The organism is Roseovarius sp. (genome assembly GCF_030373445.1).
Classification (GTDB): domain Bacteria; phylum Pseudomonadota; class Alphaproteobacteria; order Rhodobacterales; family Rhodobacteraceae; genus Roseovarius.
Genome location: NZ_JAUCYU010000017.1, coordinates 25577 through 51407, shown reverse-complemented (window position 1 = coordinate 51407; position 25831 = coordinate 25577). Strand labels below are relative to the sequence as shown.

At 63.4% G+C, this 25831-nt stretch carries 20 protein-coding genes; 14 read left to right on the top strand and 6 right to left on the bottom strand.

All coding sequences use genetic code 11. The annotated features are described in order from the left end of the window. Nucleotides 1-10: 10 nt before the first annotated feature. Nucleotides 11-1171: a PRC-barrel domain-containing protein gene (locus QUV18_RS23080; protein ID WP_300896521.1), complete on the bottom strand. Its 1161-nt coding sequence runs from the start codon at nucleotides 1169-1171 to the stop codon at nucleotides 11-13. Between the two features lie 228 nt (nucleotides 1172-1399). Between QUV18_RS23080 and QUV18_RS23075 the strand changes: the two genes are divergently transcribed. Together QUV18_RS23075 and QUV18_RS23070 are read left to right on the top strand one after the other, a co-directional pair. After that, nucleotides 1400-1585, top strand: a complete 186-nt coding sequence (locus QUV18_RS23075; RefSeq protein WP_300896520.1) for a PLDc N-terminal domain-containing protein — start codon at nucleotides 1400-1402, stop codon at nucleotides 1583-1585. Nucleotides 1586-1920: 335 nt separating this feature from the next. Continuing rightward, on the top strand, nucleotides 1921-3513 hold the full coding sequence (locus QUV18_RS23070) for a phospholipase D-like domain-containing protein (protein ID WP_300896519.1): 1593 nt from the start codon (nucleotides 1921-1923) through the stop codon (nucleotides 3511-3513). 4 nt (nucleotides 3514-3517) lie between these two features. Here QUV18_RS23070 and QUV18_RS23065 read toward each other — a convergent pair whose 3' ends face one another. Together QUV18_RS23065 and QUV18_RS23060 are read right to left on the bottom strand one after the other, a co-directional pair. Continuing rightward, complete coding sequence (locus QUV18_RS23065) at nucleotides 3518-4615, bottom strand: AI-2E family transporter (RefSeq protein ID WP_300896518.1); 1098 nt, start codon at nucleotides 4613-4615, stop codon at nucleotides 3518-3520. A gap of 85 nt (nucleotides 4616-4700) precedes the next feature. Beyond that, nucleotides 4701-6362 (bottom strand): mechanosensitive ion channel domain-containing protein, encoded by a 1662-nt coding sequence (locus tag QUV18_RS23060; RefSeq protein WP_300896517.1) that lies wholly within the window; start codon nucleotides 6360-6362, stop codon nucleotides 4701-4703. A gap of 279 nt (nucleotides 6363-6641) precedes the next feature. Here QUV18_RS23060 and QUV18_RS23055 point away from each other — a divergent pair, with 279 nt between their 5' ends. From QUV18_RS23055 to QUV18_RS23040, 4 genes are read left to right on the top strand one after another with little or no spacing between them, the layout of a single operon-like run. After that, nucleotides 6642-7274 (top strand): paraquat-inducible protein A, encoded by a 633-nt coding sequence (locus QUV18_RS23055; RefSeq protein ID WP_300896571.1) that lies wholly within the window; start codon nucleotides 6642-6644, stop codon nucleotides 7272-7274. A 14-nt stretch (nucleotides 7275-7288) separates the two neighbouring features. Next, nucleotides 7289-7933, top strand: a complete 645-nt coding sequence (locus QUV18_RS23050) for a paraquat-inducible protein A (protein WP_300896516.1) — start codon at nucleotides 7289-7291, stop codon at nucleotides 7931-7933. A gap of 49 nt (nucleotides 7934-7982) precedes the next feature. Further along, nucleotides 7983-10016, top strand: coding sequence for an MlaD family protein (locus QUV18_RS23045; RefSeq protein WP_300896515.1), 2034 nt, complete (start codon nucleotides 7983-7985; stop codon nucleotides 10014-10016). A gap of 4 nt (nucleotides 10017-10020) precedes the next feature. Beyond that, nucleotides 10021-10587: an ABC-type transport auxiliary lipoprotein family protein gene (locus tag QUV18_RS23040; RefSeq protein WP_300896514.1), complete on the top strand. Its 567-nt coding sequence runs from the start codon at nucleotides 10021-10023 to the stop codon at nucleotides 10585-10587. A 21-nt stretch (nucleotides 10588-10608) separates the two neighbouring features. Here the strand turns inward: QUV18_RS23040 and QUV18_RS23035 are convergent, their stop codons facing one another. Together QUV18_RS23035 and QUV18_RS23030 are read right to left on the bottom strand one after the other, a co-directional pair. After that, complete coding sequence (locus tag QUV18_RS23035) at nucleotides 10609-13716, bottom strand: efflux RND transporter permease subunit (protein WP_300896513.1); 3108 nt, start codon at nucleotides 13714-13716, stop codon at nucleotides 10609-10611. 24 nt (nucleotides 13717-13740) lie between these two features. Next, a complete protein-coding gene (locus QUV18_RS23030) occupies nucleotides 13741-14877 on the bottom strand; it encodes an efflux RND transporter periplasmic adaptor subunit (protein WP_300896512.1) in 1137 nt (378 codons plus the stop codon). 571 nt (nucleotides 14878-15448) lie between these two features. Here QUV18_RS23030 and QUV18_RS23025 point away from each other — a divergent pair. The 6 genes from QUV18_RS23025 to urtE all read left to right on the top strand — a co-directional run bounded on the left by QUV18_RS23025 (nucleotide 15449) and on the right by urtE (nucleotide 22189). Further along, on the top strand, nucleotides 15449-15907 hold the full coding sequence (locus QUV18_RS23025) for a hypothetical protein (protein WP_300896511.1): 459 nt from the start codon (nucleotides 15449-15451) through the stop codon (nucleotides 15905-15907). A 263-nt stretch (nucleotides 15908-16170) separates the two neighbouring features. After that, nucleotides 16171-17460, top strand: a complete 1290-nt coding sequence (urtA, locus tag QUV18_RS23020; protein WP_300896510.1) for an urea ABC transporter substrate-binding protein — start codon at nucleotides 16171-16173, stop codon at nucleotides 17458-17460. Between the two features lie 72 nt (nucleotides 17461-17532). After that, nucleotides 17533-19491 (top strand): urea ABC transporter permease subunit UrtB, encoded by a 1959-nt coding sequence (urtB, locus tag QUV18_RS23015; RefSeq protein ID WP_300896509.1) that lies wholly within the window; start codon nucleotides 17533-17535, stop codon nucleotides 19489-19491. 1 nt (nucleotide 19492) lies between these two features. Further along, nucleotides 19493-20755: an urea ABC transporter permease subunit UrtC gene (gene urtC, locus QUV18_RS23010; RefSeq protein WP_300896508.1), complete on the top strand. Its 1263-nt coding sequence runs from the start codon at nucleotides 19493-19495 to the stop codon at nucleotides 20753-20755. Continuing rightward, a complete protein-coding gene (urtD, locus tag QUV18_RS23005) occupies nucleotides 20752-21492 on the top strand; it encodes an urea ABC transporter ATP-binding protein UrtD (RefSeq protein WP_300896507.1) in 741 nt (246 codons plus the stop codon). Before urtC ends, urtD begins: the two co-directional genes overlap by 4 nt. Next, nucleotides 21473-22189, top strand: coding sequence for an urea ABC transporter ATP-binding subunit UrtE (gene urtE, locus QUV18_RS23000; protein ID WP_300896506.1), 717 nt, complete (start codon nucleotides 21473-21475; stop codon nucleotides 22187-22189). The genes urtD and urtE overlap by 20 nt, the downstream gene beginning before the upstream one ends. Here urtE and QUV18_RS22995 read toward each other — a convergent pair. Further along, nucleotides 22186-22947, bottom strand: coding sequence for a DeoR/GlpR family DNA-binding transcription regulator (locus QUV18_RS22995; protein WP_300896505.1), 762 nt, complete (start codon nucleotides 22945-22947; stop codon nucleotides 22186-22188). The genes urtE and QUV18_RS22995 overlap by 4 nt on opposite strands. A 191-nt stretch (nucleotides 22948-23138) precedes the next feature. On the opposite strand from QUV18_RS22995, the gene glpD reads away from it, so the two are divergent. Then, nucleotides 23139-24716 (top strand): glycerol-3-phosphate dehydrogenase, encoded by a 1578-nt coding sequence (gene glpD, locus QUV18_RS22990; protein ID WP_300896504.1) that lies wholly within the window; start codon nucleotides 23139-23141, stop codon nucleotides 24714-24716. A gap of 16 nt (nucleotides 24717-24732) precedes the next feature. Then, nucleotides 24733-25821 (top strand): ABC transporter ATP-binding protein, encoded by a 1089-nt coding sequence (locus tag QUV18_RS22985; protein WP_300896503.1) that lies wholly within the window; start codon nucleotides 24733-24735, stop codon nucleotides 25819-25821. Nucleotides 25822-25831 lie beyond the last annotated feature (10 nt).

Sequence of the window (25831 nt, the reverse complement as noted above, 5' to 3'; positions counted from 1 at the left end):
GGGGGCAGGCTTAGCCTTCCCAGCTCTCCATGCCTTCGAGCTCTTCGCTGGTGTAACCGGTGGTGGCGCGCAGGCCGCCGGTCATGCCTTCATCGTCGGAACGGCGCAGTTCGAGATCTTCGAACGGAAGCGCGACCGGCTTCTCGCCAATGCCGAGGAAGCCACCAACGTCAACGATCACCTCGGTGATCTTGCCGTCGTCGCTCAGGACGAGGTCCGAGATTTCGCCGAGGCGGTCTTCTTCGGTACCGTAGACGGAGACACCTTCCAGTTCTTCCGCGGTCAGTTGGCCGCGTTCGTCGGTGGAGAGTTGAGCCGTCTGCTCATCCATCTCCTGGGCGTCATCGGCGCCTTCGGCCTCCGACATCTGCTGCGACGTCAGGTCGGTTTCTTCGGGCTCAGCGGCGTCGGTCTCGGCCATCTGCTCGCTGTCCTGATCGTCGGTCATGTCCGTGCTTTCGCTTTCGGCCATGTCGCTTTCTTCGGTCTCGGCTGCTTCGTTGTTGGCCGTCTGCTCGGCGGTCAGATCGGTGTCAGTGGCCTCTTCGGTTTCAGTGGCCTCTGCGGTCTCTTCTTCGGCAGCCTCTTCCATGTCGGCTTCTGCGCTTTCCTCGGCGCCTTCGTTGAAGAAGCTGCTGCCCGAGTCGCGGACGGCCGCCTGGTCAAGCTGGTCGCGATCTTCCAGTGCCGTCTTGTCGCCGGTGAAGACCACGAAATACTCGCCTTCGGCACTTTCTTCGTCGGAACCGCTCGAGTCGCTGACGAACTTCAGCTCGTCCATCGCGGCGCTGATGTGCTTCTCGTTGATTCCGAGAAAGCCGCCGGCGTCCAGAGTGACGGACTCGATCTTGCCATCGCCCGAAATGATCACGTCACCGATCTCGCCGATGCGCTCCCAGTCGTCGGACGGTTCGCTTGCTTCTTCGGCAATCTCGGCGTCGGAAGCATCTTCGCCCAGGATATAGACCGATTTGCCGATCAGGTCGGACGCGCTGACCTTCATGCCTTCCATCTCGGCAACGACGTCGTTGCCGGTGGCGCTGGCGGTGTCTTGAGACATGTCGGTCGATTCAGTGACCTGGGCACTGGTGTCTTCGGTCGTTTCCGAGGCTGCCAGAACCGGCGACGCGGCAAGTGCCGCGATGGCGGTTGTCATGAGAAAACGTTTCATTATCTTCGCTCCTTCCAGTTGAACGGTTTTATGATGGGATTGGTCCCGTCATTGCATCCATCCAACCCCGCTGGGGCCGCTTTAGTTTCAATCCGAGGCAAAAATTTACTAGAAAAATTTGCGGAACTTTTCGGGTGATCAATGAGTTACTTCACGAACGTGCGCGCGTAGGGAACTGCATAGGCAGTCGCCCCGCGTTTGCGCCGGCAGGTATCTTCAGGAGGCGACATGCTGGAAATTTCCGGATTGGGCGGACTAATCCTTTTAATTCTCGATATATGGGCGATCGTGTCCATCGTCGGCTCTTCGGCGACGACAGGCCGGAAGGTCTTGTGGGTTCTGCTGGTTTTGATCCTGCCGTTGATCGGTTTCATCATCTGGCTCATCGCCGGCCCGCGCGCGGCGAAGGTCTAGGAGAGAGACGGACCTCATCTCGGGTCGGGTCCCCTTGGTCGTGGACACGCAAGGTGCCGATGACAATCACTCAACCTTGGATTGAATTCTCCGTCAGCGAAAAAAATCGTATCCAGCGTGGAACCATCGACAGAACAGCGCGTTTGGATACCAGTCATGGCGCAACCGCGCCCCTCTGACCAGGTCTCTCCCGTCCCCAAGCCGATAGACCTGGCCGACCCGTTGTCCCGCGGGTGACAGCCCCCGCCTGAAATATGGCGGGGGCGATTTTTCGGGTCAGGGGCAAGGCTTGTGGCTCGACAATTGAGGCTGGCGCAGCGAAGATTGGCATCGAGATGGACGCATCAGGCGAGGTGAATGAGGCCGTGACCCAAGTCCGCGAAAGCGACGGGACGATCGGCAATCTCGAAGTTCTCGTGACAGCCGGCGAGGCCTACCCTGCGTTCGAAAGGGCTTTTCTCAACGCGGAACACGAGATATCAGCCAGCTTCCGGCTGTTCGACCTTACGACCAAGCTTCATTCCGACGAAGCCCGGGAACTTGGCGATACGTGGTTCGACCTTATGCTCGCGACTCTCAACCGCGGGGTCGCCATACGCATCGTCGTGACGGATTTCGACCCCGTCGCCGCCCCCGAACTGCACCAGCTGGCATGGCAGACCAAGCGCCAGATGGTGGCCGTGCAGGAGCTGGCCAGGGACGACGCAAAGCTGGAATTCACCATAGCCCTGCATGATGCGCGCGCCGGGTTGATACCGAAACTGGTGTTCTACCCGTTCGTCCGGCAGAAGATGCGAGAACTCAACAGCTCCTGGCTGGAAATGAACGGTGATGAACGGGCGAGGTTCCGGTCCGAGACGCCGCGGCTGCGCCGCATTTGCTACGAAGGCGACAATGGCAGCCTCTGCTTCCCGGTTCAGCTGGTCGATCTTTACCCGGCGACCCACCACCAGAAAATGGCGGTGTTCGATCGTCGGCTGCTGTATATCGGTGGGCTCGACCTGAACGATCGTCGCTATGACACCCGGCGCCATAGCCGTGCGCCGGAACGGACATGGCATGACGTTCAGGTGATCGCGACAGGCTCGGTCGTCGAGGCGGCACAGAAGCATCTCGACACGTTCCTCGACACGGTGGCGGCGAAATCGCCCCCTCCGCCGTCAGCGCCCGGGTTCCTGCGGACCCTTTCCCGCCGTCGGCACAACGCGTCGCTGCGGGTCTCGCCGAAGACCGTGTTGCGCGAGATCGAGCAACGCCATCTCGAATGCATCCGCAAGGCCGAGCAGTTCGTCTATCTCGAGACACAGTTTCTGCGCCACAAGCCCTTGGCGCGGGCGCTGGCAAAGCGCGCGCGCCAATGCCCGAACCTCAAGCTGTTCGTGGTGCTTCCCGCCGCGCCGGAGGACGTCGCCTTCGACAGCAATCGGGGCCTCGACGCGCGGTTCGGCGAGGATCAGCAGATCAAGTGCCTGGCGCAGCTGACGAAGGCATTCGGGGACGACCGGCTTCTTGTCGCGTCACCGGTACAGACGCGCCGACAGCAAAGCGACGAACGCGATGTGCTGGAAGATGCGCCCCTGATCTATGTCCACTCGAAGGTTTCGATCTTCGACGAGTTCGGAGCGATCGTGTCCTCGGCCAATCTCAATGGTCGCAGCCTTCGGTGGGATAGCGAGACCGGGCTCTGGTTCGACCGCTCAGAGCATATCGAGCTGGTGCGGAAAAAGGTGATGGGCAACTGGCTGCCGACCGGCATGGGCGACGAGTTTCTCCATCCGGCCAAGGCGTTCGAGCATTGGAAGCGGCTTGTCGACGACAACACGCAACGGGAACCGGAAGACCGTCGCGGGTTCCTCGTGCATTACGATTCAGATGCCGCGCGTGAGATCGCCATGCCGGTGCCGGGGATGCCTGAAGAAATCGTCTGACAGGTCAGGTCGTCGAGGCTTCCGGAGCGGGCGTGGGTTCCGGCTCAGGGGGCGGGGGCCGCTTCCGGGCACGCCCTTGGCTGTCGAAGATGTCGAGCATCACCAGGACGATCACCAGCACCGGGATGGCCACGATCCCGCCAATCGGCCCCCACATCCAGAGCCACACCACGAGCGAGGCGAAGATCAGCAGCGGGTTGACCGAGATGTGCTTGCCCACCATGGCCGGCGTCACGAATTGCGACTCGATCATGTTGAGGCAGAGAAATATCGCAGCGGGCGCAAAGACCATCAGCCCTTCAAAGGCGATCAGCCCGGCCAGAAGCAGCCCGCCGATGACCATGATCGGCCCGAGGTAGAGAATGAAGTTGAGCGCTGCCGCCACGACGCCCCAGATCAGCGGGCCGGGCAGGCCGATGACGACCAGCAGGGCCCCGAGGCACGCACCAAGCCCGGCATTGATGATCGAGATGGTCAGGAAGTAACGCGCCACCAGCCGCTCGGCCGTCGTGAAACGTTGCTTGATGATGATCGTGTCCCGCCGGTCGCCGACCCAGGTCGAAATCCAGACGTAAATCCCCCGGCGCGTCAGGAGGAAGAAGAACAGCGTGCCCGCGAAGATAAGCACCTGAGCCAGTACCAGGGGGGCAAGAAGCAAGGTCGCGGTCGGATCGGGGATCGGCCCCTTGCCGTTTCCTTCACCATTGTTCGCTTCGGCGCCGAGCGCCTGGCCCACTTCCTCGTTCACCGCGTCGAGGCCGCGGATCACGCCGCGAAATTCTTCGATGATCGCGCGAAGCTCCCACTTGATGTCCGGCAGCTCGTCGATGACGCGCCACATAAGTGGTTCGAGCAACACGACCACGACGGCCACAGCGGATATCCCGAGGGCCAGCACGATCGCCGACGCCATGCCGGCGGGAATGCGCCAGCGTTCCAGCAAGTCGGTTATCGGCGCAAGGATGACGCCGGTTACGAGGCCAAGGACCATGGGCGCAAAGATATCTCCGGCGAGCTTGAGAACGCCGAAGCACATGATCACAGCGATGATGATGACGGCGAGCCGGAGGACCGGGTCAGCCGGGAATTTCAGACCAGCCATGAAGGGTGCAACGCGGCCATTGCGGGATTGTTCCCCGCTGATGAATCCATCGATGAAAATGTTCGAAACGTCATCTGAAAACCCTTCAGGCGTCGTTGAAGGAAATACCTGTCGCCCCGCCTTCGCCCGCAACTCGCTCTCGGGGCCACCAGTCCGGATGATGCTTGCGGATATAACCCAGCATGGCTTCGCGCAACTCCATTTCCGTCTCCCATCCCGAAGACGGATCGGGTGACATCACGTAGAAGCTCATTTCCTGGCCTTCCGAGGTCTGGCCGGACACGTAGGCGCAGAGTTTCTCGTGATCGATCACACCGTCGCGGTCCTTGGCGAACTCGATGAATTTCTCGCGCAGCTCTTCGATATCCGCCGAATGATCCAGGACGATCCGGATCGTGCTGTAGATCCTGGCGTCCTTGACCGACCAGTTCTCGAAGGGCTTCGAGACGAAGTACCTGACCGGCACCACGATGCGGCGCTCGTCCCAGGTGCGCAGCCGGATGAACGTGTAGTAGATGCTTTCGACATAGGCCCAGTTGCCCTCGAACAGGATGCTGTCACCGATCCGCACCGGCTTGGCCAGCGCGATCTGAAGCGAGGCGAGGATATTGCCGAGAATGGCCTGCCCCGCGATCCCCAGAAGAACGGTGAGGACACCCGCCGATGCCAGAAGCGTCATGCCGATCGACTCGAACAGGTTGAGCCGCAGCAGCACGTAGACGATGGCAAAGCCCACCATGAACAGCACGATGATCCGCCGCAGCGCGAAGATCGACGTGTAGAGTTCGCGCTTCTCCAGGCTTCTCGTGTCGTCGATGTCGCCCACCACGCGAAGGGTGACCCGGTCGAGGACCGCGTCGACCACGCGCAGCGCCGCGATGCCGAAGCCCGAGACCATGATGATGACCAGCGCTGGCCGGACGACGTTGGTCACCGGGCCCGAGAAGGAGACGGCGAGATTGAGGAACAGCTGGGCGACGAACGCCGTGACCATGAGCGCCAGCGGCATCGCGGCCCGGTCGATCGCCTGCCGCAGGAAGGCGCGCGGTGCCATCCCCGACAACATCATGACGGATCGGTTGGTGCCCCAAAGCAGGAGACCGAGCACGACGAGGTAAAGGGGCAGGGCGATCCATTCCCACGCCCGCAGAGGGCCTGCACGCGCCTTGAGGCTCTGGGGCAGGTACTGCTCGAACCGTCTTGGGCCGAATTCGGCGAAGAGGCCCGGAACGTCTTCGACGGTCTGCGGCGTGAACAGCCAGACCGCGTCGTCTTCCCCGGCCTTGTAGCGCGCGAGTCTTACCTCGTAGGCTTGGCCGTTGACCTCGACCAGCTCGATCCGGAGGTTCCGGCGGGTTTCGCCCGCCCGCGGGTGATTGCCCGTCTCGCTTTCGATCATGGCATCCGGCCGTGCCGACAGGCCGCTCCAGTTGATCCAGATCCGCCGCTCGATGACCGACGCGAGCATGGCGGCCAGTTCCGGGCCATCTTCCGCCTGTTCCCCGGGGGGAAGGTCCGACAGGTTCAACAGATGTGCCGCCCAGTCGAACCTTTCCGCGTTGGTCAGGTTGACGAAACTCCGCATGGCGGCACGCGGTGTCGACCGGTCGAGCCGTTGCGGTGCCGGGCCGAGGCCGCTGTTCAGTTCCTCCACCTCGTACCATGCCTCGCTGTCCTCCTGCGCGCCGGCGGCGGCTGCCAGAAGGCTGAAAAGACACAGAAGGAGGAGGCGAACGAACGGAATCATGGGAACCCATAGTGTCACGATTACCATGACCGGACCAGACGCTCGCGGCTGGAATTACGCAAGGGTCGCGCCGGGCGAAACGATGCGCCCGCATTGAAATGCACGTGCCTTGCCGGTACGGCTTGGACGGTCTTCATTGTTCGTCAAGGCGGCAGGGGCGTGATTCCCTGCAATTCAGGACTAGATGGTTTATCTGTGACAGTGCTCCATCAGATCGTGGAGGTGCGAGTGAGTGAACAGCAAACCGTCGGGGCGATCCCGTCGGATATCGGCGCGAACATGGGTTTCGGTGGTGAAGATGGCCACGTTGACGGCTTGGACGACCTGATCGCCTGCCCCTCGTGCGACCTCGTATATCGCGTGCCCGATGTCGCGTCCCATGAACGTGCGATCTGCGCGCGGTGTCATACCGTGCTGATCTCGCCGCGGCGCAAGGCGGGCAAGCAGCTTATCGCGCTCGCGTTGACGGTGCTTATCCTGATCGTTGCCGCCTGTGCCTTCCCTTTCCTGTCGATCGGGGCGGCCGGTCTGCACCACGATGCCTCGATCCTCCAGACCGCGTTGACGTTCTCGGGGAACCTCTCGCTCCTGTCGCTCGCGGTTCTGTTCTTCATCGTTGTCATTCCGGCCATCAGGCTGAGCCTGCTTATCTATGTCCTGGCACCTATTATCCGCGACAAGCCTCCGGCGCCGCTCGCCCGCGAGGCCTTCGCCGTTTCCGAAGCGCTGGTCCCGTGGTCGATGGCTGAAATCTTCGCCATCGGCTGTGCCGTCGCCCTCGTCAAGCTCAGTGACATGGCGGACGTCGTCTATGGGCCAGCGGCGTGGATTTTCGCAATTCTGGTTGTCCTTGTCGTCGCGACCGACCGGCTTATGTGCAGGTATTCGATATGGAAATCTCTGGAAACCTGAAAACAGCCCGCGAGATGGGCCTTGTCGCATGCACGGAATGCATGAGGGTCTCACCGCGTGGCACGGCAAGATGCCCGAGATGCGGCCACGCTCTGAGGTCGCGCGATCCCTATTCACTTCAGAAGGTCTGGGCATGGTGGCTGATGGGGTTGGCCTGCTACATTCCGGCGAACCTTTACCCGATGCTCGAGACACGGACCCTGATCAGCACCCAGAGTGACACGATCGTCGGCGGAGCGGTTGAGCTCGCGCATGGCGGAAACTGGGGGGTCGCCACCATCATCCTGATCGCCAGCGTGCTTATCCCGGTCGCCAAGTTCATCGTGCTGGCCGGGCTGGCCATCGGCGTATGGTTTGGCCCGCGCGCCACCGAGGGCCGGCGCCATTTTCTTTACGAGATCGTGGAATACATCGGCCGCTGGTCGATGATCGACGTCTTCGTCGTGGCGATCCTGTCATCGCTCGTCCAGCTACAGACGATCGCGTCTATCACGCCCGGGCGCGCCAGCCTGTTCTTCGCCCTCTCTGTGATCTTTACGATGCTATCGGCACAAAGTTTCGATAGCCGCTTGATATGGGATACAAGATCGGCCGGAATGGCCGGCGAGCGGCCCAGGCGCAAAACCGGCCGGAAGAGGATTCTCGCACGTGGCAACTGACGGCAGCACTCCACCGGACGCACCGGTCAAATCGGCCCGGCGCGGCGTCATGGATCGGATCTCGATTATCTGGATCGTGCCGCTGATCGCGCTGCTGGTTGTGCTGTTCATAGCGTGGCGCAGCTATTCCGACCGGGGGCCGGTTATTCAGATCAGCTTTGAAAACGCCGCCGGGGTGAAGGAGGGTTCGACGGAACTGCGCTATCGTGACGTCGCCATCGGCCTGGTCGAGGAAGTGGGTTTTACCCAGGGGCTGGACCGGGTGCTGGTGTCGGTCCGGATCGACAATGACGTGGCGCCGTTCATAGATGACGAAGCGCGGTTCTGGGTGGTGCGCCCGCAGGTTACGACGCAAGGTGTGACCGGTCTGAACACCGTGCTTTCCGGCGTTTACATCGAGGGCCTGTGGGATGATCAGCCGGGCGGATACGTGGGCCGGTTCGAGGGGCTGCCCGATGCCCCGCTCGAAAGGCACGGCCAGGAGGGACTGCGTCTGACGCTTCGCGCCTCGGGCCGTGCGTCGCTGATCGAAAGTACGCCGATCCTCTATCGCGGCGTAACCGTGGGACGGATCGGGAAACCCTCGATCACGGAGGACGGCTCTTCAGCCCAGGCCGAGGCGATGATCTTTGCCCCGCATGACAAGCTGGTCAGCTCTGCCACCCGGTTCTGGGACACGTCGGGCTTTTCCTTTTCGCTCGGGCCCGGGGGGGCCGCTCTGGAATTCAGTTCCGTGGCGTCGCTGGTCGCCGGGGGCGTGACCTTCGAGACGATGGTATCGGGCGGTGACCCGGTCGAACCGGACAGCACCTTCACCGTCTATCCCGAGGAATCGGCCGCGCGGACAAGCCTTTTTGCCGCCGACGAAGGCGAGGCGCTCTCGCTCTCGGTCGTGTTCTCGGAGAATATCGGCGGACTGACCGCAGATGCGCCTGTCGAGATGAACGGGTTGAAGATCGGCGAAGTGACGTCGCTCAACGGCATGATCGACGAGGAAGAATTCGGCGACAACCGGGTGCGCCTTGTCGTCTCTCTTTCGATCAAGGCGGGCCGGCTGGGTCTTGGCGAAGAAGCCGGATCGGGAGAGGCCCTCGAGTACTTCCGCGAGCGCGTGGAAGACGGGTTGCGGGCGCGGCTTGCGTCCGCCTCGATCCTGACGGGCGGGCTGAAGATCGAATTTGTCGACGACCCGGATGCCGAACCCGCCACGCTCGAGCAGAGCGAGCAGGGCACGTACTACCTGCCCACCGCGGAAAGCGACATCACCGATGTCTCCGCCACCGCCCAGGGCGTGTTCGAACGCATCAACGCCCTGCCGATCGAAGAGGTGATGGTCTCGGCGACCGAGCTGTTCCAGGAAGCCCGCGCGCTGCTGGCCAGCGAAGATGTGCGGGGCGTTCCCGAGAACCTGAACAACCTACTGGGCGACGCCCGCAAGGTCGTCGGCTCCGAGGAGGTGCAGGCGCTGCCGGGCCGGCTCGATGCCCTCATTGCCGAGCTGGACAAGACGGTTGCGCAGTTCAACGAGGCCGCGCTGGTGAACAAGCTGGCCACGGCGGTCGACAATGCCTCCGACGCGGCCGAGGGTGTTTCCTCGGCGGTCGAAGGCGTGCCGGAACTGGTCGAGCGGCTGAACGCCGTTGCCGCAAAGGCCGAGGCTGTCGAACTTCAGGAAATGGCCGATGAGCTTACGGATCTCATTCAGACGACCGACGCTCTTCTGGGCAGCGACCAGGCCAAGGCGTTGCCGGGCAAGCTTAACGGGGCGCTGACCGAACTGAGCGCGATCCTGACGGAACTGCGAGAGGGCGGCGTCGTCGAGAACGTATCGTCTGCCTTCGATTCCGCAAGCGAGGCCGCCGACACGGTCGCCCAGGCGGGGCGGGATCTGCCCGACCTCATCGCCGACGCGCGCGCGGTGCTGGCACAGGCCCGTGCGACGCTTGAAGGCTACCGTGCGGACAACGGTCTCGGCCGCGATGCGCGCGACGCGCTTTCCGAAATCCAGAAGGCCGCCAAGGCGGTCGCCTCGCTGGCCCGCGCCATCGAACGCAATCCCAATTCACTTCTGACAGGGCGTTAATCTCATGCCTAAGCGTATTCTTTCCCTTCTCCTTCTTTCCCTGCCGATACTTGCGGCCTGCGGTGGCCCGCCGCCGCAGCGCGTGGCCATCCCCAAGGCCGAGATTGCCGAGAAGATCGGGATTTCCTACCGCACCGTCGAACTGCGGGAGGTTTCGCTGCCAAGCTATGCCTCCGCCGAGGAGATCTACGTCGCCGACGAAGCCGGGCTTCTGAACAGCCGCGAGGGTCTGCTCTGGGCCGATGACCCCAGCCGGGCCATCACGCTGGAAATATCGCGCCAGCTGGCGCAGGTCACCGGTGCACAGGTGGCGTCGGAGCCGTGGCCGTTCGAGGAACCGGCGCAGGCGCGGGTTGAAGTGCGGGTCGAGGACATCCTCGCGCAAAGTAACGGCACGTTCCGGCTGGCAGGGCAGTATTTCGTTTCGACCGAAACGGGGCGTGACCGCGCCCGCCTGTTCGATCTGACGGTGCCGATCAACGGGATGGACACGGTTGCCGGCATCGCCCAGGCCCGCGGCCAGGCCGTGCGCCGACTGGTGGTCGAGATCGCCCGGTCGGGCCTGCGCTGAGGAGAGGCGCCCCGGTGGCGCCTACTCGACTTGCTGCCTGCCGCGGCGGAACAGCCGGGTGACAATCATGAAGAAGAGCGGCACGAACACCACCCCGAGAATCGTGGCCGACAGGGTGCCCGCGAGCACGCCGGAGCCGATGGCATTGCGCCCGCCCGAACCTGCGCCGGACGACAGCACCAGCGGCAGAACCCCCAGCGAGAAGGCCATCGAGGTCATGATGATCGGTCGGAACCGCTGACGCGCGGCGGTGACGACAGCGTCGATGACCCGCTCGCCCGCCTCGTATCTCTCCCTTGCGAACTCGACGATAAGGATGGCGTTCTTGCCGGTCAGGCCGATCACCGTCAGCAGGCCGACCTGGAAGAAGACGCCGTTCTCGAACCCGCCGAGCCAGGCGCCAACCAGCGCACCAAGGATACCGATCGGCATGGCCAGCATAACCGCGAAGGGGATCGACCAGCTTTCATACAGGGCGGCGAGCGAGAGGAACACCACGGCCAGCGAGAGTGCGTAAAGCAGTGGCGCCTGGCTGCCCGACTGGCGTTCTTCCAGCGAAAGGCCGGTCCACGCCGCGTCGTAACCGGAACCGAGATCGGCAACGAGGCGCTCCATTTCCGCCATGGCCTCGCCGGAGGTCACGCCCGGGGCGGGGGAGCCCTGGATCTGGATCGACGGGATGCCGTTGTAGCGGTAAAGTCCCTGTGCCCCGTAGGCCCACGCGCCTTCCGAGAAGTTCGAGAACGGCACCAGGCCGCCGCTGGCGTTGCGCACCCGCCACTTGTCGATATCCGAGGGGGTGGCCCGGGCGTCTGCCTCGCCCTGTACGTAGACGCGCTTGATCCGGCCCTGGTCGACGAAATCGTTGACGTAGGTTCCGGCCCAGGCAACCTGCAAAAGCTGGCCGACATCGGTCGGCGTCAGCCCCATCGCCCCGGCCTTGCGCCAGTCAATATCGAGGTTGAACTGCGATGCATCTTCCAATCCGCTGGGGCGGGCAGAGGCGATCAGCGGGCTTTGCGCGGCAGCGCCAAGCAGTTGGTTGCGTGCGGCGACAAGGTCGGCATGGCTCTGGCCCTCGCGGGCCTGAAGGTAGAAATCGAAACCCGAGACGTTGCCCAGTTCGATGACCGAAGGCGGCACGACCGGGAAAACCATCGCATCGCGGATCTGGCTGAAGGCGCCGAACGCCCGGCCAGCCAGCGCCTGAACGCTCTGCTGCGGCTCTTTGCGATCGTCCCAGTCTTCAAGCTGCACGAAGGCGATGCCCATGTTCTGCCCGCTGCCGCCGAAGCTGAACCCGACCACGCCGAACATGGATTTGACGACGCCCTCCTCCTGCGTGAGATAGTAGTTTTCCACCTGTTCCAGCACATCGAGCGTGCGTTCGGCCGAGGCGCCCGTGGGGGCCTGGATGAGGGTGAAGAGGATCCCCTGGTCTTCGTCCGGAAGGAACCCAGTCGGCGTGCGCAGGAACAGCAGCGCCATCGCCCCTGCCAGCGCGAGGTAGACAAGGCCGACCCGCAACGGGCGCCGGACCGACCAGCGCACCGTACCGGTATAGCCGTTGGTCAGACCGTTGAAACCCCGGTTGAACAGGCCGAAAAAGCCGCGCCGTTCGCCATGGCTCTTGGCCTTCAGCATCGAGGCACAAAGTGCCGGTGTCAGCGTCAGCGCGACCACCACCGAAAGTGCCATGGCCGAGACGATGGTGATGGCGAACTGCTGGTAGATCACCCCGGTCGAGCCGGGAAAGAAGGCCATCGGCACGAACACGGCCGACAGCACCATCGCGATCCCGATCAGCGCGCCGGTGATCTGCCCCATGGATTTGTGCGTGGCCTCTCGCGGAGAGAGCCCGTCTTCCTCCATGATACGTTCGACGTTCTCGACCACCACGATGGCGTCGTCGACCAGAAGGCCGATGGCCAGCACCATGGCGAGCATGGTCAGCGTGTTGATCGTGAAGCCTGCCGCAGCAAGTACGCCGAAGGTGCCGAGAAGCACGACCGGCACGGCCAGCGTGGGGATCAGCGTCGCGCGCAGGTTCTGCAGGAACAAGAGCATGACGAGGAAGACGAGGCCGATGGCCTCGAACAGGGTTTTCACCACTTCCTTGATCGAGATCTCGATGAAGGGCGTGGTGTCGTAGGGGATCACGTAATCGACGCCCTCGGGAAAGAAATTGGCGAATTCCGCCATCCGCGCCTTGACCGCCTCCGCCGTATCCAGCGCGTTCGCGCCGGGGGCCAGGCTGATCGCCATGCCCGAGGCCGGGTTGGCGTTGAACCGCGCGATCGTGGCGTAGTTTTCCGCGCCAATCTCGACCCGTGCGACATCGTCGAGCAGCACAAGCCCGCCATCCGTTTCCGCGCGCAGGACGATCTGGCGGAAATCTTCCGGTGTGCTGAGCAGGGATTGCGCCGTGATCGTCGCGTTCAACTGCTGCCCCTCGACCGTCGGACGCGACCCGAATGCGCCGGCCGAGATCTGGGCGTTTTGCGCCGAGACGGCGGACACCACGTCTGACGGCGTCAACTCGAACGCCGCCAGCTTGGCAGGGTCGAGCCAGATGCGCATCGCGTACTGACCGCCGAACACGTTGACCGAACCCACGCCCTGGATGCGGCTGAGCTCGTCGACCAGGTTGGTGACCATGTAGTCGGCAAGGTCGACCTGCTCGAGGCTGCCATCGGTCGAGATGAGCCCGACCACCATAAGGAAACCGGCCGAGGATTTCTCGACCGTCAGGCCCTGCCGCTGAACGATTTCAGGCAGGAGCGGTGTCGCCCGGCTGAGCTTGTTCTGAACCTGCACCTGCGCGATATCCACGTCGGTGCCGGTTTCGAATGTCAGGGTGATCTCGGCGCTGCCGGCGGACGTGGAACTCGAGGAGAAATACCGCAGCCCGTCCAGGCCGGTCATCTGCTGTTCGATCACCTGCGTCACCGTGTTGGCGACCGTGCTGGCAGAGGCGCCCGGGTAGGTCCCGCTGATGGTGACCGAGGGCGGGGCGATCTGCGGGTATTGCGCGATCGGCAGAAGCCGGATCGCGAGAATCCCGATCCCCATGATCAGGATAGAGATGACCCACGCGAAGACGGGGCGGTCGATGAAGAAACGTGCCATATCAAGCGCTCCCGTGTCCGACAGTCATTCCGACTGCGCCTGCGCCGAGTCCTCGGGGCGCTCTTCCGGCGTCACGGTTGCGCCAGGGGCGGCTTTTTGAAACCCCTCGACAACGATCCGGTCGCCGGCCGCGAGCCCGTCGCTCACGACCCAGTCGGCACTGCGGTCCTGCACGATCGTGAGGGGGCGCTCCTCGATCACGCCCTCGCCGTTCACGACCCATGCGCTGGGCCGGCCGCGCCGGTCGCGCACCACACCCTCCTGCGGGACGAGATAGACATTCTCGGCCACGTCGACGGGCATTTCGACCTGAACGTACATACCCGGCAGAAGCAGCAGTTGGGGGTTGTCGAACTGCAAGCGCAGCGTGACCACTCCGGTCTGCGGGTTCACATTGGGCTCGGCGGCCTGAAGGCGACCGGTATGCGGATACTCGGACCCGTCAGCGAGCCTCAGCCGCACGGTTCCATCGGCATCGGCAAGGTCCCTCTCGGTTTCCCCCCGGCGCCAGCGCAACAGGTCAGCGGCCGACTGGGTGACGTCGACATAGACGGTGTCGATCTTGCGAATTACCGCGAGGGGCTCGGCCTGGCTGGCGGTCACCAGCGCACCTTGGCTTGTCTGAGACAGCCCGATACGGCCGGAGAGCCGGGCGCGGATCGTGGTGTGCGAAAGCTCGATCTCGGCGGAGTTGAGTTGTGCCTTGGCCAGCTCGAGTGCGGCGGACGCGGCATCGCGCGTCGACAACGCATCATCCAGCGCCTGTTCCGAGGCGACGTTGCGGGCTTGCAGTTCCTGCAGCCGCTCCGCTTCCCGTTCGGCGGCGCCCAGCTGGGCCTCGGCCTGCGAGACACTGGCACGCGCCTGTTGCACGCTGGCTTCGTAGCTTGCCGCATCGATCCGGTAGAGGGGCGCGTCAAGCTCGACCTGCGCCCCTTCCTCGAAAAGCCGCTCGGTGATGATACCGTTCACCTGCGGTCGAACCTCTGCCTGGGCCGAGGCCGCCACGCGGCCCGGCAATGTCGAGGTCAGGGTCACGGTCTCTGGCTCGACCGTCACGACGGTTACGGTGGCAGGCGGGCGCTCTTGCGCCAGCGCCGGCGAGACCAGGAAGGAAAGCAAAGCGATTGCAACGACGGGGCGCCGGAAGAGCAGCGACATGGTGAACCTTTCTGTCCAGCGAAACGCACCGAAAAACCGGGTGCGGAGCTCGGAATACGGGCACTAAGATAGATTCAGACCCGGCTTTGCAAGTGTCGATCCCTGTCTCACCGCTCACATGGAGGAGAGGGCATGGGCACCTGGGCAAGGATCAGGCATCCGTAGAGCCTTTACCTGATGACGGGGCCACGGTGATGGCAATCGTGTCGTTTCCGACCGAAAGACCCGGCTTTTCAGGTACATCCCGACGTCTGCGTAACAAGGACGGTGCTTCCGGATGGGTCCGCGAACGTCCGTCGGGCCTCGAATTCGAAATGATTGACGACTGGCGAGCCGCGGCCCTGCGCAGAAAGACACAATGCTTGTCCATCAATGCACATGCGACGGCCCCGCTCGTGCCGCAGCGGTCCCTTTGCCAGATGAGAGATCAATAAACTTCGGAACTCAAGGTAGGACAGGGACTTGCTGTTGGAAGGGGCCAAGAAACCCGCGCCGGTTTCGCGGCGAGCATCCGGCCAGCCAATGCGGCGCGAGCATTGCGAGATGAAAAACTTTACGCCATGCTTATACAATGAGCGTTTTGAAAACACTTTCGGCAGCGTCATGCCTGCTGCTCTTGTGTGCGCCTGTCCATGCAGACACCGGCCTGGCTGACGATGCGACCGTCTGCGCCGGGCGACTGTCGGCGCATCTCGAACACCAGTGGCTGATGCAGAACCCGGCGGCGGACCGGACGGAAGCGGCCCGGGATGCGATGGTGGCCCTGCTCGAGGCCGTCGGCGATGTGGACGACGCGGCGACGCTCGCACTGAGAATCGAGGCGAAGCACGCGCACGCCGCCCTGCTTCAGCGGGCGACGTTCGGGCGGTTGCGCAATGGTGCAGAGGCCGGGCGGCGTGCCGACATGCGGATCTCTGCCTGCACGCGACTGGTTGCCGGATACCTGGACGCAAGGCGCGACATTCACCTGCCTGTGCCGGAACGCGCCACCCCCGTCAGTGCGAAGGTCAATGCCGCTTTGCACGAATAGCAGGCATTCCTCCTACACTTGACTAAAAATAATGCAGGCCGAGCCAAATTGCCGCCCCGGAACCCGAATGTCTGCTTGCCACGAACGGAAACACGTCAATCTGGCGGACGTGCCGGCATGACCCGTGCCGCACAGGGGACGTGCGATGGTGCTGGCGCTCACTCCAAGTCACCACCGCACTACGCAACGATAATTGCGTGGGGGACAACTTGGGTGCCGGGGCTGTTCTTGGCAAGGTTCACCGCGCGACATTCACGAAGGATATGGAAATGTCGACAAAGCTTTTGTCCGCGACGGCCGCCGCCGCGCTGTTCGCCGCAACTCTGCCCGCGGTGGCGGAAGTGGAATGCCCGATCAAGGTTGGGGTACTGCATTCCCTCTCTGGCACGATGGCCATCTCGGAGACGACCCTCAAGGACACGATGGAAATGCTGATCGAGCAGCAGAACGAAAAGGGCGGCGTGCTTGGCTGCGAGCTCGAGGCCGTTGTGGTCGACCCGGCCTCCGACTGGCCGCTTTTCGCCGAGAAGGCGCGCGAGCTGCTGACCGTGCACGAGGTCGACGTGATCTTCGGCAACTGGACCAGCGTCAGCCGCAAATCGGTTCTGCCGGTTATCGAGGAGCTGAACGGCCTGCTCTTCTACCCGGTTCAGTATGAAGGCGAGGAGAGCTCGAAAAACGTGTTCTACACCGGCGCCGCGCCGAACCAGCAGGCCATTCCGGCCACCGACTATTTCCTCGAGGAACTGGGCGTCGAGAAATTCGCGCTGCTGGGCACCGACTATGTCTACCCGCGGACGACCAACAACATCCTTGAAAGCTACCTGAAGTCGAAAGGCATCGCCGAGGATGACATCTTCGTCAACTACACGCCGTTCGGCCATTCCGACTGGTCGAAGATCGTCGCCGATGTCGTGGCGCTGGGGGCCGACGGCAAGAAGGTCGGCGTGATCTCGACGATCAACGGCGATGCCAACGTGGGCTTCTACAAGGAACTCGCGGCGGCAGGCATCTCTGCCGATGACATTCCCGTTGTCGCCTTCTCGGTCGGCGAGGAAGAGCTTTCCGGCCTCGACACCACCAACCTCGTCGGCCACCTCGCCGCGTGGAACTACTTCCAGTCCGCCGATACCGAGGCGAACGAGGAGTGGGTCGCGGCATGGAAGGCCCGCATGGGCGATGACCGGGTCACCAACGACCCGATGGAAGCCCACTATATCGGGTTCAACATGTGGGTGAACGCTGTCACCGCGGCCGAAAGCACCGAGGTCGATGACGTGCGTGCCGCCATGTACGGGCAGGAATTCCCGAACCTGACCGGTGGCACCGCCGTCATGCTGCCGAACCACCACCTGTCCAAGCCCGTTCTGATCGGCGAGATCCAGGAAGACGGCCAGTTCGACATCATCAGCCAGACCGAGGAAGTGCCGGGCGATGCCTGGACAGACTTCCTGCCGGAATCGGCTGTTCTCGTCTCGGACTGGAAGGAACTCGAATGCGGGATGTACAACACCTCGACCGAGACCTGCGTTCAGATCAAGTCGAACTACTGATCGCCTCCTGACCGACACCTGACATTACCGGGGGGCGATTTTGTGCCCCCCGGCCTTTCAAGGGATTTCCGGATGCTCAACTGGGTTCGTCTCTGCGTCGCGTTGATCTGTCTTGCCGCCCCTGCCAACGCGCAGAACGCCGAGGCGCCGATCCAGCAGGTTCTGCAGGAACATGCCGAGATCATCGCCAAAAGCTCGCGCCAAACGATCGGCCCGGCGATCGATGCGCTGGCGGCAAGCGGTCTGCCCGAGGCGCGGCTGGTTCTGGCCAAGTGGCAGAACAAGGAGATGTGGCAGAACGAGGAAACCGGCCTCTTCGTCTATGCCGAGGAGGTGGACCGCGACACGTTGCGCATCTTCGATTTCGCCGACAGTTCGGAAATCGGGGAAGTGCCCGATGACGATTACGACCAGCTCAAGCCCAATTCCGGTATCCGCGGCATGATCGGCGCCGCCCTGGTGCAGTTCCAGCTTACCGATCCCGATGCCAAGATGCGCCGACAGGCCCTGGCTGCCATCGAGCGCGACGCCGATGCCAGCCATCTTCCTGCCCTTCGCAAGGCCGCCGAGGCAGAAGAACACCCCGGCCTTGCCGCCCGGATGGACCGGCTCGAACGGCTGCTGACCATCCGGTTCGAGGAAGACGAGTCCACGCGCATCGCGGCCATCGAAAGCTTTCGCGGTGATCTCGGGGTTGACGTGCGCGCCACTCTGAACCCGTTGCTGGCCACCCGGCTGGAAACCGCATCAGAACTGCCCGACAGCGCCGACGTGGCCCGCGAGCTCGACCCGGGCAGCGACGCGCTCTCGCGCGAGGCGGCCTATGACCTCCTCGTTTCGGAAGGCATCAACCGCCCGCGCATAAGCCGGGCCGACAAGCGCGCGGCCCTCGTGGCGAATATCGAGGACGGATCGGTCGCGGGGGTGCAGGTGGCCACGCTGGACAGCGAATCCGCCCGCGACATGGCCTATGCCGCCCTCGCGGAAACCGGCGTCGTGCAACCCGTCGCCACGGAAGCGGAGGTCGATGCGGCTATCGACTCCCAGGTTTTCTTCGAACGCTATATCGGCGCACCGCCCGAAATCGCGCTGGCTGCCGCGGCCGTGCTGCAGAGCATCGAGAACAAGGTCACCGTGAACCAGGCCCTCGACCTAGGGCTCGACGCCCTTTCGCTGGCCTCGATCTATTTCCTCGCCGCCATCGGCCTTGCCATCACCTTCGGTGTCATGGGCGTGATCAACATGGCGCATGGCGAGTTCATCATGATGGGCGCCTATACCGGCTATGTCGTCCAGCAGATCGTACCGGACTACACGCTGTCGATCATCCTTGCCCTGCCGCTGGCGTTCGCCATCACCTTCGGCGCGGGGGTCGCGATGGAGCGGCTGGTGATCCGCTGGCTCTACCACCGCCCGCTCGAAACACTTCTGGCGACATTCGGCATTTCCATCGCGTTGCAGCAGATCGCCAAGAACATCTTCGGCACGCAGGCGCGGCCGCTGACCTCTCCGGACTGGCTCGACGGGTCGCTGGTGTTCAACGATATCGTCGCGATCAGTTACATCCGCATCGCGATCTTCGTGCTCGCCTTGCTGTTCCTCGCGATGTTCCTGCTGGTGATGAACCGCACCCGGCTGGGGCTCGAGGTGCGGGCGGTGACGCAGAACCCGCGCATGGCGGCGTCGATGGGGATCAACCCGGACCGGATCAACATGCTGACCTTCGGCTTCGGCTCCGGCATCGCCGGGATCGCCGGCGTGGCCATCGGGCTTTATGCCAAGGTGACCTCGGAAATGGGGGCAGACTATATCGTGCAGTCCTTCATGACCGTCGTCGTGGGCGGGGTCGGCAATATCTGGGGCACGCTTCTGGGCGCCACCTTGGTGGGCTCGGTGCAGAAGGGGATCGAGTGGCTGAACCCGTCGAACACGCTGGCGGCCCAAACCTACATGATCCTGTTCATCATCCTTTTCATCCAGTTCAGGCCGCGGGGCATCATCGCCCTCAAAGGCCGCGCGGCGGAGGCATAAGATGAGCGAGTCGACCCTGTCCGCCGGCCACGTTCGCACGCCGCTTGCCCTGAGATTCCCCTCGGTGCTGGTGTTCCTCGCGGTGCTGGGCCTCTTCACCCTTGGCGTCACCATCCTGTCGGAAGGGTTCGGCATCGGTGCGATATCCACCAGCTTCGTCAAGACGCTGGGCAAGACGCTCTGCCTTTGCCTCGTCGCGCTGGCGATGGACCTTGTCTGGGGCTATTGCGGAATCCTGTCGCTGGGGCACATGGCGTTCTTCGGGCTCGGGGGCTACGCGATCGGCATGTGGCTCATGTACGAGCGCACGCGCCTGATCGTGGTCGACAGCCTGGCCGCGTCGGAACTGCCGCCGACGGCGCAGGAAATCTCCGACGGCATCGCCACCCAGATCTTCGGCGTGGTCGGTGCGTCGGAGTTTCCCCCGGTCTGGGCCTTTGCCCATTCTCTTCCGATCCAGCTGGCCTTCGTGGTGCTGGTGCCCGGCCTTCTCGCGCTGGTTTTCGGCTGGCTGGCCTTCCGCAGCCGGGTGACGGGTGTCTACCTGTCGATCCTGACACAGGCGATGACGCTCGCCCTGTCGCTCTATCTTTTCCAGAACGATAGCGGGCTGCGCGGGAACAACGGACTTTCGGGCCTCCAGAATCTGCCGGGCCTCGACGCGGTACCGCAGGCGACGGTCTCGGTCTGGTTCTTCTGGGGGTCGGCCTTTGCCCTTGGGGCCGGTTACGTGCTTTGCGCCTGGATCGTGTCGGGCAAGTTCGGCTCGGTCATTCGCGCGATCCGGGATGACGAGGCGCGGGTGCGTTTCCTCGGCTATCCGGTCGAAGCCTTCAAACTCTTCGTCTTCACGCTGACCGCCATCATCGCGGGGATTGCCGGTGCGCTCTACTACCCGCAGGCCGGTATCATCAACCCGACCGAGATCGCGCCCATTGCCTCGATCTACCTGGCCGTCTGGGTCGCCATCGGCGGGCGGGGCAGGCTTTACGGCGCGGTTATCGGCGCCGCCTTCGTGTCGCTTCTGTCGACGTGGTTTACCGGCGGGCAGGCTCCGGATATCAACCTCGGTTTCTATCGCATCCAGTGGGTCGATTGGTGGACCGTGCTGCTGGGCCTCTCCTTCGTGCTGGTCACGCTTTTCGCGCCCAAGGGCATAGGCGGATTGGTCGACATCATCATCGATCGCACCACGCCGAACCGTCATGGCGCCGATCTCGGACCGGACCAGGGTGCGCTGCGCGAACGGGAGGCCGACAAATGAGCACGCTGTTAGAGGTTTCCGGCGTCTCCGTGTCCTTCGACGGTTTCAAGGCGATCAACAACCTTTCCTTCCAGATCGCCGAGCGGGAGCTGCGCGCGGTGATCGGCCCGAACGGGGCGGGCAAGACCACGTTCATGGACATCATCACCGGCAAGACCAAGCCGGACGAAGGCCGGGTCAACTATGGGGACAAGGGTGTTTCGCTCCTTTCGATGAGCGAAAGCCGCATTGCCCAGGCCGGGGTGGGGCGCAAGTTCCAGCGGCCCACGGTATTCGAGGATCAATCCGTTGCCGACAACCTGATGATGGCGCTGAAAAAGGCCCGCGGGCCCTTCAGCGTGTTGACGTTCCGGCCGGATGAAGACGATCACGCCAAGATCGTCGAACTCGCCGAAGAGATCGGCCTGTCCGGCGCGCTGCATCGAAAGTCGGGCGAACTCAGCCACGGGCAGAAGCAATGGCTGGAAATCGGCATGCTGCTGGCGCAGGAGCCCCGCCTGCTGCTGGTCGACGAACCGGCGGCGGGCATGACGCCAACCGAGCGCGAGCACACCACGGATATCCTGCGCGAGGCCGCCAGGACACGCGCCGTCGTGGTGGTCGAGCATGACATGGAATTTGTCCGCCGGTTGGATTGCAAGGTGACCGTCCTGCATGAAGGCTCGGTGCTGGCCGAGGGCTCCATCGACCATGTGACCCAGAATGAGAAGGTGATCGATGTCTATCTCGGGCGATGAAATCCTCAGGACGGAAGGGCTGACGCTGCATTACGGCGGCAGCCAGATCCTCAACGGAATCGACATGGTCGCCCGGCGCGGCGAAGTGACCTGCGTGATGGGCACGAACGGCGTGGGCAAGACCAGCCTGCTCAAGGCGATCTCCGGGACGCACGGCTTTTCCGGTGGCCACTACACGCTGGATGGCGAACCCGTGCAGCGTGCCACGGCGCATGCGCTGGCTCGCAAGGGCGTGGGCTACGTCCCGCAGGGCCGCGACATCTTTCCACTTCTCACGGTGCGCGAAAATCTCGAAACGGGTTTCGCATGTCTGCCCAGGTCGGAACACCGGATCCCGGACGAGGTGTTCGAACTCTTCCCGATCCTTAAGGATTTCCTCGGCCGACGCGGCGGCGACCTGTCCGGCGGGCAGCAACAGCAACTGGCCATCGCCCGTGCCATGATTGCGAAACCGAAGCTCCTTCTGCTCGACGAGCCGACCGAAGGCATCCAGCCGAACATCATTCAACAGATCGGCCGCGTCATCGCACACCTGCGGCAAAGGGCAGATATGGCCATCGTGCTGGTTGAACAGTATTTCAGCTTCGCCTATGACCTTGGCGATGCCTTCTACGTGCTAGAACGCGGTGCGGTTCGGCTGAGTGGCCGGAAGGATACGCTGGGTCGCGAAGACCTGCTGAAAAGCGTTTCGGTCTAGGCGCAGACCACCACCTTGGTGCCCCATTCCCGGCATTTCGTGACAAGCTTCGGGCTGATCGCGACATCGGTGAAGAACGTATCGATATCCCTGAGCGAGGCAATCAGCGCCGGTGCGTGACGCTGGAACTTGGAATGATCCGCCACCAGGAATGTTTTCCGGGCCTGCCGGATGATCGTCTGGCTGACCTTGACCTCCTGGAAGTCGAAATCGAGCAGGTCCCCGTCGCCATCGAGCGCGGAACACCCGATCACCGCGAAATCGAACTTGAACTGCTCGATCGTCGCCGTGGTCAGGTTGCCGACCAATCCCCCGTCTGACCGGCGCAAGACACCGCCGGCAACAATGATCTCGCAATCGGAATTGCCGGCCAGGATGTTGGCGACGTTCATGTTGTTGGTGATGGCCATGAGGTTGTGATGGTGCCGCAGCTCGCGTGCCACGGCCTCGGTCGACGTGCCGATGTTGAGGAAGACCGAAACGTTGTCCGGAATCTCTTTCGCGCAAACCTGGGCGATGCGCTGCTTGGCGTCCTCGTTCAACCCGCGCCGGTCTTCATACCCGATATTGGATACGCCCGAGGGCAGAACGGCGCCGCCGTGGACCCGCTCGAGCTTGCCCGCGTCGGCAAGCTCGGTCAGGTCCCGCCGGATCGTCTGTACGGTGACGCCGAACCGCTCGGCCAGATCCTCGACCACGACCTTTCCCTCTCGCCGGGCGATCTCGAGGATGTCCGGGTGCCGGAAGGTTTGAGACATGGGCCTGTCCTCCTGTGCCGCTCGGCCGACGGTCGGCGATGATGTGCGTATCCCTTTGGAACGAATGCTTAGCACCTGCGATTCCGAACATAAACGAAAATATAAATTGACATATCGCGCATCACTATGGTTCGTTCAGGTCGAATTCGGGGAGGAAACCGAAATTGGAATCAGGGCCGCACCATGCTGACGTGCGCGATCTTTTCGTCATAGGCGGGGGGATCAACGGATGCGGGATCGCACGGGATGCGGCCGGCCGGGGCCTGACGGTCACGCTGGCCGAGATGAACGACCTGGCTTCCGCAACCTCCTCTGCCTCGACCAAGCTTTTCCATGGCGGCCTGCGCTACCTTGAGTTCTTCGAGTTCCGGCTGGTGCGCGAGGCACTGGTCGAACGCGAAACCCTGTTGCGTGCGATGCCGCATATCAGCTGGCCATTGCGTTTCGTGCTGCCCTGGCACAAGGACATGCGGTTCGAAAGCGGCACACCGACCTCGAAAGTTCTCGAAACTTTCCTGCCGTGGATGAAGGGGCGCCGCCCCGCGTGGCTGATCCGGTTGGGCCTCTTCCTTTATGACACGATGGGCGGCCGGAAGATCCTGCCCGGCACGACACGGCTGAGCCTCGATGGCACGCCGGAGGGGGCGCCGCTCAAGCAGAAGTTCCGGCGTGCCTACGAGTATTCAGATTGCTGGGTCGAGGATTCCCGCCTTGTCGTTCTCAACGCGCGCGACGCGGCGAAGATGGGGGCGGAAATCCTGACGCGCACGAAGGTGGTCGAGGCCCGGCGCGAGGGCGAGTTCTGGGCCATCACGCTGGAAGACAGCGACAGCGGCGAGCGCGAGACACGCCATGCCCGCGCCCTCGTCAACGCCGGCGGGCCCTGGGTGGGGAAGGTCATACAGGAGGTCGCCACGGTCAACAGCACCGAAGGCGTGCGGCTGGTGCGCGGCAGCCATATCGTGACCCGCAAGCTATACGATCACGACAAGTGCTATTTCTTCCAGGGGAAGGACGGCCGGATCATTTTCGCCATCCCCTACGAGACCGACTTCACCCTGATCGGCACGACCGATGCCGACCATGGCGACCCCTCGGAAAAACCTGTCTGCACACCCGAGGAGCAGGACTATCTCTGCGCCTTCGCATCGGAGTATTTCGAACGCCCGGTGACCCGTGAGGATATCGTCTGGACCTATTCCGGCGTCCGCCCGCTGCACGATGACGGGGCGAAATCGGCCACCGCCGCCACGCGCGACTACGTGCTGAAGGTCGACGACAACGGGGCGCCCCTGCTCAACGTCTTCGGTGGAAAGATCACCACTTATCGTCGTCTCGCCGAAAGCGCGATGGAGCAGCTTGCGCCCTTCTTCCCTGCCCTGATCGGCCCCTGGACGGCCGGTGCCCCCTTGCCGGGCGGAGACTTCGAGGTGAGCGCAGTCGAACAGGTGGTGGCCGACCTGCGCGCGGCCTATCCTTTCCTGTCGGAGTTCTGGGCCCGCCGGCTGGTGCGCGCCTACGGCAAAGAGGCGGACGGCATCCTCGCTGACGCGACATCGCCCGAAGACCTCGGCCGCGATTTCGGTGCCACGCTCACCGAGCGGGAGGTGCGCTGGCTGATGGACAAGGAATATGCCCGCGAGGCCGAGGACGTTGTCTGGCGCCGGTCCAAGCTTGGCCTGCGCATGACGTCCGAGGAGGTGGCCACGCTCGACCGGTGGATGCGCGACGCCCGGCCCCAGACCAATGCTGCGAAAGCCGCGGAATGAAACACAAGGACGCCCGATGACCCTGGTTCTGGAAAACGTGTCGAAGCAAGTCGAGGGGCAGGTGCATATCCACCCCACCGACCTGACGCTCGAGAAGGGCACGATGAATGTCCTGCTCGGGCCGACACTGGCGGGCAAGACATCGTTGATGCGGCTGATGGCCGGGCTCGACGCACCGTGGACGGGCCGCATCCTGTGGGACGGCGAAGACGTGACCGGCAAGCGCGTGCAGGATCGTGGCGTTGCCATGGTCTACCAGCAGTTCATCAACTATCCCTCGATGTCCGTCTATGAAAACATCGCCTCTCCCATGCGGCTGAAGAAGATACCGGCCAGCGAGATCGATGCCGCGGTGCGCAAGACGGCAGACCTGATGAAGCTCGGCCCCTTTCTCGACCGCAAGCCGCTCGAGCTGTCGGGCGGTCAGCAACAGCGCTGTGCACTCGCGCGGGCGCTGGTCAAGAACGCGGGCCTCGTGCTGCTCGACGAGCCGTTGGCCAACCTCGATTACAAGCTGCGCGAGGAGTTGCGGCAGGAAATTCCCAAGATCTTCGAGGAATCCGGCTCGATCTTCGTCTACGCCACTACCGAACCCGAGGAGGCGCTGCTGCTTGGCGGCAATACCGCGACGTTGTGGGAAGGGCGCGTCACCCAGTTCGGGCCGACGCCGGAGGTCTACCGGCGGCCCGTCGACATGGAAACCGCGCGCGTCTTTTCCGACCCGCCGATGAATTTCCTTCAGATATCCAAGACCGGTAACCGGATCATGTTCGGCGAAGGGCAGTCGGCCAGCGCGACGGGCAAGCTGGCCCAACTGCAGGATGGCCGCTATATCGCCGGGTTCCGCCCCAATCACCTTGATATCCGTACAGAGGCCGCCGACGCGCTCGAATTCTCGACGCGCCTCGAGGTGACCGAGATCACCGGCTCGGAAACCTTCATCCACCTCGATCACCATGGCGAGCGCTGGGTCGGGCTGATCCACGGGGTGCACGACATCACGCTGGGCGAGGGACTGAAAGTCTATCTTGAGCCGCGGCACGTTTACGTTTTCAGCGAGGGCGGAGAGCTTGTCGCCCCCGCCGCCTATGCCCAGGCCGCGTGAGAGGAGAGAG